Raw genomic sequence first — 13,058 nt, 5'->3', positions numbered from 1 at the left:
TGGTGTCGAAAGCCCGGCTATCGAGGCGTTTGTCGGCTTGTCTTGATGCCGGTCAAACGGCGCCGGCCGGGCCGGCGCGGACGCAATGCGGCCCTAGAAACCCAAGCCGACCCCGGCCAGCGAGATCACCAGCGCCAGGGCGGCGGTGCCCATGGCCGGGCGCGGCGACCACGACAGCATGCCGACCCACAGCAACGCGCCGGCCGACAGCCAGCCCAGCCAGGCCACCACGCCCACGGTGTTGCCCCACAGGCCGACGCAGGGCAGCAGCGCCAGCAGCAACAGCAGGATGCCCGCGCCGCGCAGCACGCGGGAATGGCCGGCCGAGGGATCGCGGCCCCAGACCTGGTCGTAATGGCGCGGCATCGCCAGGCTCAGGCAGGCCATGCCGGAATAGGTCAGCAGCAGCGCCATGGCGATGCCGAAGGCGTCGTTGAGATTCATGCCGTGGCCTCCCGCGAAGCGCGCGTATCGCGCGGCGGCGGCGCCGACAGCGGTTTGCGGCCCAGCCGCAGCGCGGCCCAGCCGGCCGCCACGCCTATGGCCACGGCCGTCAGTTCGACCCCGGCGCTTTCCCAGTCGCCGCGCGCGATCTGCGCCAGCGGATGGTCGCCCAGCGTCATCAGGGACAGCAGCGGCAGCAGCAGGCACAGCGCCGACAGCAGGCCCAGCTGCCACAGCCAGGCGCGCCGCGGACTGCACAGCCAGGCATGGGCCAGCGTCAGCGCCCAGACGATGAAGAAGGCGCGCAGTTCCCAGCCGGCGCGCTGCGGCAGCGACACCGGCAACAGCCGGTTGGCCCACAGGTAGGCGACGCAGGCGATCGCCAGGCCGGCCAGCGCGGCCACGTTCAGGCCTTCGATCAGACGGTAGACGCGCGCGGTGGCGGCGCCGAATTCGTCGCCCATCCGGTTGCGGCGCTTGACCATGAACAAGACCGCGCCGGTGCCCATCATGGCGCTGCCGGCCAGGCCGCACACAAAGTACAGCCATTTCATCGCCAGTCCGCCGAACTTGACCATGTGCAGGTCGGACATCACCTGGCGCGTCAACGGCGCGGCGCCGCCCTCGACGCCGCCGGGGGCGCGCAGGCGCAGCAATTGGCCGGTGGCGGCGGAGAATTCCGCCATGCCGGTGGTGCTGCTGATATGGACGTTCTGGTCGGCCTCCTCGTTCCAGCCATAGACCGCGATCCGCATCGAGCCGTCTTCGGGGTTGTTGATGACGATGGCGCGCGCGGTCTGCCCGATCAACCGTTCGGCGCGCGCGACCAGCGGTTCCAGGGCCGGCACGGCGAGCGCGGTGCCGGTCAGCGGGGGCTGGTCTTCGCGCGCCAGTTCGGCCAGGTACAAGCGGGCGGCCTCGGCGCCGGGGCCATAGGTCGCCGCGATCGGCGCTGGCATCAGCGTGAAGGCCGAGATCACGATGCCGGTATAGGCGATCATGAACTGGAAGGGCAGGGTCAGCACCGCGGTGGCGTTGTGCGCGTCCAGCCACGAACGTTGGCCCTTGCTGGCGCGGAAGGTGAAGAAGTCCTTGAAGATGCGCTTGTGCGTCGCCACGCCGGAAACCATCGCCACCAGCATCGCCATGGCGGCGAAGGCCACGATCCACAGGCCCAGGGGCTGCGCGTGCAGGTTGTAGTGGAAGTCGACGAAGTGGTCGCCGCCGAAGGTGGCGCGGCCTGCCTCGTGGTGGTCCTCGTCCAGTTCGCGGCCGGTCTCGGGGTCGAGTTCGGCGTCGGCATATGCGCCGTTCGAGTCGAACCAGTAGACCACCAGGCCGTTGTCGTGGTGGCGGTTGACCGGCCAGATCTCCCACATGCCGGCGCCGGCGTGATGCCGCGCCATGTACTGCACCGCCAGATCGAGCCGGCGCGCGCGATCCACCTTCACGGGCTCGCGCGCCGCCGCCTCGGCCTCGGCCGCATGGTGCTCCGGGGTCATCCAGTGGGTGATGGGTTCGGCGAACACCGCCAGCGTCCCGGTCAGGAAGACGGCGAACAGCAGCCAGGAAAACCACAGGCCGACCCAGGTGTGGAGCCAGGCCATGGACAAACGGAAACTGGGTTTCAGAACGCGCCTCTTTCTTCTATCGACGCCGCCGCGAGCCCTGCCGCGGGTCTTTTATTGAGAATGGTTCCGATTCTAGTCGAAATGGGGTCGGAATAGGACGATTCCCGACGCCATCGTGCCGGCGGATCGTGGCCCGCCGGCGCCCGCGCGGGGCGGGCGCTTCAGTCCAGCTTGATGTCGGCGCGCCGGCCCACTTCGCCGAAGGTCTTGAGTTCCTGTTCCATGCGCGCGGTGAAGGCGGGGCCGTCCAGGTAGACCGGCTCCAGCGCCAGGTCGGCGATGGCGCGGCGTACCTGCGGGTCGGCCATGATGTCCGCGACCGCGCGGTTCAACGTGTCCAGCACCGGCGGCGGCGTGCGAGCCGGCGCCACCAGCCCGTACCAGCCCACCATCGAGACGCCGGGCAGGCCGCTTTCGATGAAGGTCGGCACGTCCGGCAACTGCGGCACGCGGTGTTCGCCGGTGACGGCCAGCGCGCGCACCTTGCCCGCCTTGACCTGCGGCGCGGCCGACGACACGGTGTCCACGCCCAGCGCGATTTCGCCGCCGATCAGCGCGGTGATGAACTGCGCGCTGCCCTTGTAGGGCACCGGCGTCATTTTGGCGCCCGCGGCCTCGGCGAACATTTCACCCACCAGGTGCGGCGCCGACCCTGGACCGAAGGTGCCGTACATCAGGCCGCCGCCGGCGGTCTTGTCGCGCGCCAGCTCGGCGGCCTGTTGCGCGGTCTTGGCCGGCAGGCTGTTCTGCGCCAGCAGCACCACCGGCGCCAGCGCCACGATGGCGATGTGCTCGAAGCTGCCGCGCGGGTCGTAGGGCAGGTCGCGCTTGAGCGCCGGCAGCACGGTGTAGGTGGTGCTGCCCGACAGCATCAGCGTGTAGCCGTCGGGCTGGGCCTGCGCCACGGCGTTGGCGCCGATGACGGTCGAGGCGCCGGGCCGGTTCTCGACGATCACGGCCTGGCCCAGCTTGCCCGACAGCCGGTTGGCCAGCAGCCGGGCCACGGCGTCGGTGGCGCCGCCGGGCGTGAACGGCACCACCAGCTTGATGGCCTGTTCGGGATAGGCGGCGTGCGCGGCGGGGGCGGCCAGGGTGGCTTGCAGGGCAAGGGCCGAAAGGCAGGCCAGCGCGGCGGCGCGGAGTCGGGCGATCATGGAAGAGTCCGGTCAGGAGGGAGAGGAATCGGTTTCGGCGGCGGCCTGGCGCAGCGCGGCGCCCTGGTCGCCCAGGTCCCAGAACAGGCCCGCCATGATGGCCAGGCCCTCGCGCGCCACGCTGCCCAGCAGATGCTCGTTGGGCGCGTGCTGGGCGCAGGCGGGGTAGGAATGCGGCACCCACAGCGTGGGCAGGCCGAGCAGGTCGGCGAAGATGTCGTTGGGCAGCGAGCCCCCCAGGTTGGGCAGCAGCGCCGGCCGCAGCCCCGTGCTGCGCTCGATCGAGGCGGCGGCCCAGCGTACCCAGGGGTTGTCGGGCGACAGGCGGGTGGCGCCGGCCTGCATGCCGACGCGGACCCGCACGTCGGCAAAGCCGGCCGCGTCTAGATGCGCGCGCACGTGCTGCTCGAGCGCGCGCCAGTCGGTGCCGACCACGAAACGCAACTGGCACCAGGCCGTGGCGACGGGCGGAATGGCATTGACCGGCTTGGCCGGATCGCCGGCGCCGAAGGTCAGCACGTCCAGGCTGTTCCAGCCGAACACCTGCTCCGGGGGCGACAGGCCAGGCTCGCCCCAGTCGTGGTCGATCGCGGGATCGTCGGCGCCGCCACCCACTTCCAGGTCCGCCAGCGCCACCGCCACCGGCGCCGGGATGGGCGGCGGCCGCAGGCCCGGCACCAGGATGCGGCCACGCGCGTCCACCAGGGAGGCGATGGCGTGCGACAGGACGATGGCGGGATTGGCCAGCAGCCCGCCCCAGTTGCCCGAGTGGTAGCCGCGTTCGCGGGCGCGCAGGCTCAATTCGAAGTTCACCGCGCCGCGCGAGCCCATGAACAGGGTGGGGCGGGCGGCGGCCAGGCGCGGGCCGTCGCTGGCAATGAAGACGTCGGCGGCCAGCGCCTCGCGCTGCGCTTCGCAGAAGGCGGCCAGGCCGGGCGAGCCCGCTTCCTCGCCGGTCTCGATCAGCCAGGTGGCGTTGAAGCCCAGCTTGCCGTCGCGCGCCCGCAGCACCTGGCGCAGCGCGGCCAGGTTGATGGTGTGTTGCCCCTTGTTGTCGGCGGTGCCGCGGCCGTACCAGCGGTCGCCCTCGACCCGCAGGCGCCATGGATCGCGGCCGGCTTCCCACTTGGCCGAATTGCCGCGCACCACGTCGCCATGGCCGTACAGCAGCACGCCCGGCAGCGCCGGCGCTTCGATGCGCCGCGCCACCATGATCGGCAGGTCGACGCCCGCCGGGTTGGGGTGCACATGACAGGTGAAGCCCAGCTGTTCCAGCTGCGGCGCCAGCTCGTCATTCAGGTAGGCGTGCTGGCAGGCGGCCTGGCCGGGCTCCTCGCTTTCGGTCTGGTAGGCGACGCGGCGGGCCAGTTCGGCCTGCAAGGTGCCGTCGTCATAGGCTTGGGTGGCGTGGAGGATGGCTTGTTCGCGGATCACTGCGGTCTCGGGGTAGCGGCACAGGCACAAAGTTATTACGCTTGGGCGCATGCCACAATTAGATAATTCGCATTTGATCGTTGCCATTTAGGCAATGGCTCGGGGAGGCTTGCCATGATTTCGCTGGGCCTGAGGTATTTCCTGGAGGTGGCGCGCTGCGGCTCCATCGCCGGCGCCGCCGCGGCGCAGCACGTGGCGGCCTCTGCCGTGAGCCGCCAGATCGCCAAGCTGGAGGACGAGCTGGGCATTGCGCTGTTCGAGCGCCAGGCGCGCGGCATGGCATTGAGCGAGGCCGGCCGCCAGCTGGCGGCATACGCCAACGCCGCCGCGCTGGAGGCCGAGCGCGTCACCACCGGCATCCGCCAGCGCAGCGCGCTGGGCGACGTGACCATCCGGCTGGCCTGCACTGAAGGCTTTGCCCATCGCTTCCTGCCGCAGTGCATGGCCGACTTCAAGCGTATCCGCCCCGAGGCGCGCTTCCACCTGCTGGTGGAGCGGCCGGAGGAGGTCAACCGGCTGGTGCTGGAAGGGTTGTCGCAGCTGGCGCTGCGCTACACGGTGGCGCCCGACGAGCGCCTCAAGACCGAATTGCAATGCCGCGCGCCGGTCTACGCCATCATGTGCCGGCGCCATCCGCTGGCCGCGCGCCGCAGCGTCGGCGTGCGCGACCTGGCGCAGGTGCCGCTGTCGCTGGGCGACCCCGGCACCACGGTGCGCGACCTGTTCGACGCGGCCTGCGCCAATGCCGGCGTGCATATCGAGCCTGCCTACGTCTCGAACCATTCGGCGGCCTTCCTGCCGATGCTGCCGGGCAGCCAGATCGTGGCGTTGACGGGCTACCTGACAGTGATCGGCCTGCTCGCCAGCGCCGGCCTGGTGGCGGTGCCGTTCAGCAATCCCGAAATGCGCCAGCGCAGCATCCAGGTCGTGACCTTGCGCGGCGCCAATCTGCCGCCGCTGGCGCGGGCCTTTCTGGCGCTGTTGGCCGAACGCCTGACCGTGGCGCCACGCGCCCCGGAAGTGGAACGGGGCGCGGGCTGAGGCGTCGGGCGCGGCGCGGACGGGCGGGGATCAGGCGCGCCGCGCCCGCCAGCCCGCCACCTTCAGTCGCAGCCGCTCCAGCGCCAGATACACGATCGGCGTGGTGTATAGGGTCAGGAACTGGCTGATCATCAATCCGCCGACGATGGTCACGCCCAGCGGCCGGCGCAGTTCCGAGCCTTCGCCCATGCCCAGCACCAGCGGCAGCGCGCCCAGCAGGCCGGCCAGGTTGGTCATGACGATGGGCCGCAGGCGCAGCATGGCGGCGCGGTGGATGGCCTGTTCCGGCGTCAGGCCCTCGCGCCGCTCCAGGCCGAGGGCGAAGTCGATCATCAGGATGGCGTTCTTCATCACCACCCCCACCAGCAGGAACAGGCCGAGCAGGGCGATCAGGCTGAACTCGATATCGGCCAACCGCAGCGCCAGCAGCGCGCCGACGCCGGCCGAGGGCAGGGTCGACAGGATGGTCAGCGGATGCAGCGGGCTTTCGTACAGGATGCCCAGCACCAGGTAGATCGCCACCAGCACGCCCAGGATCAGCCAGGGCTGGTCCTGCAGGCTTTGCTGGAAGCTGCGGGCGTCGCCGCCCAGCCGCGTCTGGATGTGGGCGGGCACCATCAGCCGCGCCATGGCGGCGTCGATGGCGGCCAGGCCCTGCTGCAGCGAGACGCCCTCGGCCAGCGAGAAGCCGACGCCGACGGCGGCGAACAGCCCGTCGTGGAAGACGCGGTCGTTGACCAGGCCGTGCTCGTAGGTGGAGAACGCCGACAGCGGCACGCGGTTGCCGTCGGCCGCCACCACCTGCACCCGTTCCAGCACCTCGGGGTCCTCGGTGTAGCGCGGGTCCAGCTCCAGCACCACGCGGTACTGGTTCATGGGGTCGTACAGCGTCGCCACCTGGCGCTGGCTGAAGGAATTGCCGAGCACGCTGGCGATGGTGCGCATGTCCACGCCCAGGCGCCGGGCGGCGGCGCGGTCGATGTTGATGACCACCTGCTGGGTGGCGGCATCGCCCACCGCATCGACGTCGCGCAGCTCGGGAATGTCCTGCATCGCGCGCGAGATCCTGCGTGACCATTGCCGCAGCGCCGGCACGTCGCTGGCCATGATGGCCAGCTCGTGGTCGCGGGAATTGCCGAAGCCGCCCGGCATGCGCAGGTCCTGGTCGACGTTCAGGAAGAACATGCCGCCCGGCACCGGCGGGGCGTTGGCGCGCAGCCAGTCGATCACCTGGGCCGAGGATTCGCGCCGCTCGGAAGCGGGTTTCAGGCGGATCAGGAACAGCGAATTGCTGATGCCCAGGCTGCCGCCGTTGTAGCCGATCACGTCCTGCACCGCGGGGTGCTTGAGCACCAGCTGGCGGTAGACGTCGATCTTGGGCTGCATCACCTGGAACGAGAAGCCGTCGTCGCCGCGCACGAACCCCATCAGCTGGCCGGTGTCCTGCTGCGGCAGAAACCCCTTGGGCGCTTGCGCATACAGATAGGCGTTCAGCGCCACCACGGCGGCCAGCAGCAGCAGGGTCAGGCGCGCGTGGCCCAGCACCCGCGCCAGCGACGCGCCATACCATTGGTGGACGCGGGCGAACACGGCGCGCAGCCGCGAGGGCCGCGTTTGCGCCTCGGCTGGCGGCCGCAGCCAGCGCGCGCACAGGCTGGGAATGATGGCGACCGACACCACCAGCGAAATCAGGATGGCCGCCACCAGCGTGATCGAGAACTCGCGGAACAGCCGTTCCACCAGCCCGCCCATGAACAGGATCGACACGAACACCACCGACAGCGCCAGCGTCATCGCCACCAGCGTGAAGCCGACCTCGCGCACGCCGCGCAGGGCCGCCTGGCGCGGCCCCAGGCCGCGTTCCAGGTGGCGCGAGATGTTCTCCAGCACCACGATGGCGTCGTCCACCACCAGGCCCGCGGCCACGATCAGCGCCATCAGCGACAGGTTGTTGAGCGAGAAGCCCCACAGGTACATGACGGCGAAGGTGGCGATCAGGCACACGGGGATCGCCACGCTGGGAATGGCCGCGGCGCGGGCGCTGCCCAGGAACAGCCACACCACCAGGATCACCAGCCCGACCGCCAGCCCCAGCGTGACGTGGGCCTCGCGCAGCGTGGCGTGGATGCCGGGCGAGCGGTCCAGCACCACGGTCAGGTCGACGTCGGCCGGCATCAGCGCGCGCAGGCCGGGCAGGGCCTGGTTGATGGCGGCGATGGTCTCGATGATGTTGGCGCCCGGCTGGCGGCTGATGGTCAGCACCACCGCCGGGTCGTCGTTGTGAAAGCCGCTGCTGTAGCGGTTCTCGACCGAGTCGCTGACGCGCGCGATCTGCGCCAGCCGGATGGTGGCGCCATCCTGGTGGCGCACGATCAGGCCGTTGTAGTCGTCGGCCGTGCGCGGCTGGCCGGGCGTGCCGACCTCCCAGCGCTGGCCGGCCGAGTCCAGCTGGCCCTGCGGTCCCATGGGGGCGGCGTCGGCGATGGACTGGCGCAGGTCGTCCAGCGCCACGCCATAGTGCGCCAGCGCGTTCGGGTTGACCTGCACCCGCACCGCCGGCAGCGAGCTGCCGCCCAGCGTCACTTCGCCGACGCCGACGATCTGCGACAGTTTCTGCGCCAGCACCGTGGCGCCCAGGTCGTAGAGCCGGCCGGCCGGCCGCGTCGGCGAGCTGAGCGCCAGCGCCATGATGGGCGCCTGCGACGGGTTGACCTTGCGGTAGGTGGGGTTGCCGGGCATGCCGGACGGCAGCTCGGCGCGGGCGGCGTTGATGGCGGCCTGCACGTCGCGCGCGGCCGCGTTGATGTCTCGGTCCAGCGCGAACTGCAGCAGCACGCGGGTGGCGCCCTGGTTGCTGGACGAGCTCATGGCGCTGACGCCGGCGATGCCGCCCAGCGCGCGCTCCAGCGGCGCGGCCACCGTGCTGGCCATGCTCTCGGGGCTGGCGCCGGGCAGTTCGGCGCGCACCTCGATGGTGGGGAAGTCCACCTGCGGCAGGGGCGCAACCGGCAGCAGGCGCCAGGCCACCGCGCCCAGCAGCGTCAGGGCCAGCGCCAGGAAGATGCAGGCGATGGGCCGGTGCAGCAGCGCGCGGATCATGGCGCCGGCCGGTCCGCGGGCGCGGGCAGGGCCTTGCGGCGGCCCGCGCCCAGCCGGTGGAAGAACAGGTAGACGGCGGGCGTGGTGAACAGCGTCAGCACCTGGCTGACCAGCAGGCCGCCCACCATCACCCAGCCCAGCGGCTGGCGCAGTTCTGCGCCCGAGCCGGTGGCCAGCATCAGCGGCAGGGCGCCGAACAGCGCCGCCAGCGTGGTCATCAGGATCGGCCGCAGCCGCAGCAGCGCGGCTTCGCGGATCGCCTCGCGCGGGGCCAGGCCGCGGCTGCGTTCGGCTTCCAGCGCGAAGTCGACCATCATGATGCCGTTCTTCTTGACCAGTCCGATCAGCAGGATGATGCCGATCACGGCGATCAGGTCCAGCGGCCGGCCGGTGAGCAGCAGCGCCAGCAGCGCGCCCACCGTGGCCGACGGCAGGGTCGACAGGATGGTGACGGGATGGATCGCGCTTTCATAAAGCATGCCCAGCACCAGGTACATGGTGACCACCGCCGCCAGCATCAACCACAGGGTATTGGACAACGACGCCTCGAAGGCCGCCGCCGCGCCCTGCAGGCGCAGTTCGACGCTCGCGGGCATGGCGATGCCCTGGCGCGCCGCCTCGATGGCGGCGATGGCCGCGCCCAGCGAGCCGCCCGGCGGCAGGTTGAACGAGAAATTGACGGCCGGGAACTGCGACAGATGGTTGACCGCCAGCGGCACGGCGCGTTCGCTGACCGTGGCCAGCGCCGCCAGCGGAATCGGCTGGCCGTCCGCGGTTTTCAGGTGGATGCGCTCCAGCGCCTCGGGGCTGGCGGCCAGGCGCGGGTCCACTTCCAGCACCACGCGGTACTGGTTCGATTGCGTGAACAGGGTGGCCACCTGGCGCTGGCCGAAGGCGTTGTAAAGCGCCTGCGCCACGTCGTCCATGGTCAGCCCGAGCCGCGCGGCGGCGTCGCGGGAAACCTCCAGGTAGGCCTGGCGGCCGCCGCCCTGCAGGTCCGACGAAATATCGGCCAACTGCGGCGCGGCGCCCAGGCGCTGGGCCAGCGCGCGGCTCCAGCGCGCCAGCAGGGCGGCGTCGGGCGAGGTCAGGGTGAACTGGTACTGGCCGCGGCTGACGCGGTCTTCGATGTTCAATTCCTGCACCGGTTGCAGGTACAGCGAGATGCCCCGCACCTGGCGGGCGCGGGCATCGAGCCGCGCCATGATGTCGGCCAGCGGCGCGCCGCGCTCGCTCCAGGGCTTGAGGTTGACCAGCAGACGGCCGGTGTTCAACGTGGCGTTCATGCCGTCGATGCCGATGAAGGACGACAGGCTGGCGACGTCGGGGTCTTGCAGCAGGCTTTGCGCCAGCGCCTGCTGGCGTTGCGACATGGCCTCGAACGAGGTGCTCTGCGCCGACTGGGTCACGCCCTGCAGCACGCCGCCGTCCTGCACCGGGAAGAAGCCCTTGGGCACCGCCAGGTACAGCAGCGCGGTCAGCGCGACGGTGGCCAGCATCGCCAGCAGTGTCAGGCGCTGGTGGCGCAGGGTCATGTCGAGCCAGCCGGCGTAGCGCGCCTGCAGGCGGTCGAGCAGGCCGGGCGGGCGCTCGGCGTGCGGCGGCAGCAGGCGCGCGCACATCATGGGGGTGAGCGTCAGCGACACCGCCAGCGAGATCAGGATGGCCACCGCCAGCGTGATGGCGAATTCGCGGAACAGCCGGCCGACCACGTCTTCCATGAACAGCAGCGGGATCAGCACGGCGATCAGCGACAGCGTCAGCGACACCAGGGTGAAGCCGATCTGCCCGGCGCCCTTGAGCGCGGCCGCCATCGGGCTGTGGCCCTGTTCGCGGTAGCGGGCGATGTTCTCCAGCATGACGATGGCGTCGTCGACCACGAAGCCGGCGCCGATGGTCAGCGCCATCAGCGTCAGGTTGTTGGTCGAAAAGCCCGCCAGGTGCATCACGCCGAAGGTGCCGATCAGGGACAGCGGCACAGCCAGGCTGGGAATCAGCGTGGCCGGCAGGTTGCGCAGGAACAGGAAGGTCACCAGCACAACCAGCCCGACCGCGAAGGCCAGTTCCCACTGCACGCCGCGCACCGAAGCGCGGATGCTTTCGGTGCGGTCGGTCAGCACGCGCACCTGCACCGCCGCCGGCAGGCTGGCGGTCAGCTGCGGCAGCAGCGCCTTGACCTGGTCGGCCACGGCGATGACGTTGGCGCCGGGCTGGCGCTGGATGTTCACCAGCACCGCCGGCTGGCGGTCGACCCAGGCGGCCAGGTAGCGGTCCTCGGCGCCGTCCTCCACCGTGGCGACCTCGCCCAGCCGCACCGGCGCGCCATTGCGCCAGGCCACGATCAGGTCGCGGTATTCCTGCGCGCTCCGCAACTGGTCGTTGGCGTCCATGATGACCGAGCGCACCGGGCCGTCGAAGCTGCCCTTGGGCTGGTTGGAGTTGGCCTTGGCGATGGCCTCCTGCAGGTCGGACAGTTGCAGTCCGCGCGCCGCCAGCGCCATGGGGTTGGCCTGCACCCGCACCGCGGGGCGCTGGCCGCCGGCCAGGCTTACCATGCCCACGCCCGACAACTGCGCCAGGCGCTGTGTCATGCGGGTGTCGACCAGGTCGTAGACCTGCGGCAGCGGCAACGAATCCGAGGTGACGGCCAGCGTCAGGATCGGCACGTCGGCCGGGTTGACCTTGCGGTACACCGGCGGCGTCGGCAGGTCGGACGGCAGCAGCGAGCCGCTGGCGCTGATGGCGGCCTGCACCTCCTGCTCGGCCACCCCCAGCGAGACGTCGAGCGAGAACTGCAGCGTGATCACCGAGATGCCGCTGCCGCTGGAGGACGACATCTGCTTGAGCCCCGGGATCTGGCCGAAGCGGCGCTCCAGCGGCGCGGTCACGGCGCGCGCGGTGACATCGGGGCTGGCGCCCGGATAGGGCGTGGTGACCTGGATGATGGGGTAGTCGACCTGCGGCAGCGCCGCCACCGGCAGCATGCGCCAGGCAAGGATGCCCGACAGCAGCAGTGCCAGCATCAGGAACGAGGTGGCGACCGGCCGCAGGATGAAGGGACGTGACAGGCTCATTGGGTTTCCACGATCAGCACGTCGCGGCCGTCGTGCAGTCGGTCCACGCCCTCGACCACCACGCGTTCGGCCACGGCCAGGCCCGAGCGGACTTCGACGCGGCCGGCGTTGGCGCGGCCCAGCGTCAGTTCGCGCCGAGTGGCGCGTTGGTCGTCGCCGATGACGAAGACGAAGGCGCCGTCGGCGCCGTACTGCACCGCCGCAGTGGGGATCGACAGCACGTCTTCCTGGCGCGCCAGCGCCAGGCGGATATTGACGAACTGGTTCGGGAACAGCGCCTCGTCGGCATTCTCGAACAGGGCGCGCAGCTTGACCGTGCCGCTGGCGGCGTGGATCTGGTTGTCCAGCGCCTGCAGCGTGCCGAGCGCGAGCAGGCGGCGTTCGTCGGCGTCCCAGGCCTGCACCTGCAGGGCGCCGTCGCCGGCCTGCGCCTGGCGCAGCAGGTCCAGGCGGGTTTCGGCAAGCGTGAACAGCGCCGAGATCGGCCGCGTCTGCACCAGCGTGGTCAGGCCGTCGGCGTCGCCGGCGCGCACGTGATTGCCGGCGTCCACGCGGCGCAGGCCGATGCGGCCGTCGTGCGGCGCGACGATGCGCGTCAGCGCCAGCAGCCGCCGGGCGTCGGCCACGGCCGCCGCCAGCCGCTGGCGCTGGGCCGCGTAGCTGCGCGCCTGGGCCTCGGCGGTGTCCAGCTGCTGGCCCGCCACCGCTTCCTGGCGCGCCAGTTGCCGGTAGCGGCGCAGGTCGATCTCGGCGTTGCCGAGCAGCGCCTCGACGCGCGCCAGTTCGCCTTCGGCCGCCGCCAGCGCGGCCTGGTAGGGGCGTGGATCGATCTCGGCCAGCAATTGCCCGCGCCGCACGGCCTGGCCCTCGGTGTAGTGCAGGCGTTGCAGCTGGCCATCGACCTGGCTGCGCAGCACCACGCGGGCCAACGGCGTGATGGTGCCCAGCGCATGCAGGTCGCGCGGCAAGGGGCCGCTGCGCGCGGCGGCAACGCTGACCGCCACCGGCTGTTGGGCGTAGCTGGGAATGGCGGCGGGGGCGGGGCCTGGCAGGACGTAGCGCCATACGGCCCACCCGGCCCAGGCGGCCAGCATGGCGACGGCCACAAGGCCGGCGAGCGCCAGACGCCGGCGCACGATGGCGGGGCCAGCGGAGAAAGGCAGGGGCATCTCGGTACTGCC

General features: G+C 71.2%; 8 protein-coding genes. 1 reads left to right on the top strand and 7 read right to left on the bottom strand.

What is annotated here, in order from left to right:
• Positions 1-93 precede the first annotated feature (93 nt).
• From ACUTAG_RS30965 to ACUTAG_RS30950, 4 genes are all read right to left on the bottom strand, one after another.
• On the bottom strand, positions 94-444 hold the full coding sequence (locus tag ACUTAG_RS30965; protein ID WP_020927863.1) for a DUF3325 domain-containing protein: 351 nt from the start codon (positions 442-444) through the stop codon (positions 94-96).
• Complete coding sequence (locus ACUTAG_RS30960) at positions 441-2,051, bottom strand: PepSY-associated TM helix domain-containing protein (protein ID WP_148318827.1); 1,611 nt, start codon at positions 2,049-2,051, stop codon at positions 441-443. Before ACUTAG_RS30960 ends, ACUTAG_RS30965 begins: the two co-directional genes overlap by 4 nt.
• A 185-nt stretch (positions 2,052-2,236) precedes the next feature.
• Positions 2,237-3,229 carry a Bug family tripartite tricarboxylate transporter substrate binding protein gene (locus ACUTAG_RS30955; protein WP_054470356.1) on the bottom strand — a complete coding sequence of 331 codons (993 nt, stop codon included), beginning with the start codon at positions 3,227-3,229 and terminating at the stop codon, positions 2,237-2,239.
• A gap of 12 nt (positions 3,230-3,241) precedes the next feature.
• Positions 3,242-4,663 carry a M20 family metallopeptidase gene (locus tag ACUTAG_RS30950; protein WP_148318829.1) on the bottom strand — a complete coding sequence of 474 codons (1,422 nt, stop codon included), beginning with the start codon at positions 4,661-4,663 and terminating at the stop codon, positions 3,242-3,244.
• A gap of 114 nt (positions 4,664-4,777) precedes the next feature.
• Between ACUTAG_RS30950 and ACUTAG_RS30945 the strand changes: the two genes are divergently transcribed.
• Positions 4,778-5,704, top strand: coding sequence for a LysR family transcriptional regulator (locus tag ACUTAG_RS30945; protein WP_006384239.1), 927 nt, complete (start codon positions 4,778-4,780; stop codon positions 5,702-5,704).
• A 30-nt stretch (positions 5,705-5,734) separates the two neighbouring features.
• Here the strand turns inward: ACUTAG_RS30945 and ACUTAG_RS30940 are convergent, their stop codons facing one another.
• From ACUTAG_RS30940 to ACUTAG_RS30930, 3 genes are read right to left on the bottom strand one after another with little or no spacing between them, the layout of a single operon-like run.
• Positions 5,735-8,803 (bottom strand): efflux RND transporter permease subunit, encoded by a 3,069-nt coding sequence (locus ACUTAG_RS30940; protein WP_148318831.1) that lies wholly within the window; start codon positions 8,801-8,803, stop codon positions 5,735-5,737.
• Positions 8,800-11,877 (bottom strand): multidrug efflux RND transporter permease subunit, encoded by a 3,078-nt coding sequence (locus ACUTAG_RS30935; RefSeq protein WP_148318833.1) that lies wholly within the window; start codon positions 11,875-11,877, stop codon positions 8,800-8,802. The genes ACUTAG_RS30940 and ACUTAG_RS30935 overlap by 4 nt, the downstream gene beginning before the upstream one ends.
• On the bottom strand, positions 11,874-13,046 hold the full coding sequence (locus ACUTAG_RS30930) for an efflux RND transporter periplasmic adaptor subunit (protein ID WP_148318835.1): 1,173 nt from the start codon (positions 13,044-13,046) through the stop codon (positions 11,874-11,876). The genes ACUTAG_RS30935 and ACUTAG_RS30930 overlap by 4 nt, the downstream gene beginning before the upstream one ends.
• Between the last annotated feature and the right edge of the window lie 12 nt (positions 13,047-13,058).

Source organism: Achromobacter sp. CSND-B12, from assembly GCF_052906545.1.
Note: the sequence above shows the minus strand (reverse complement) of the source record. Positions and strands in the feature narration are given on the sequence as shown.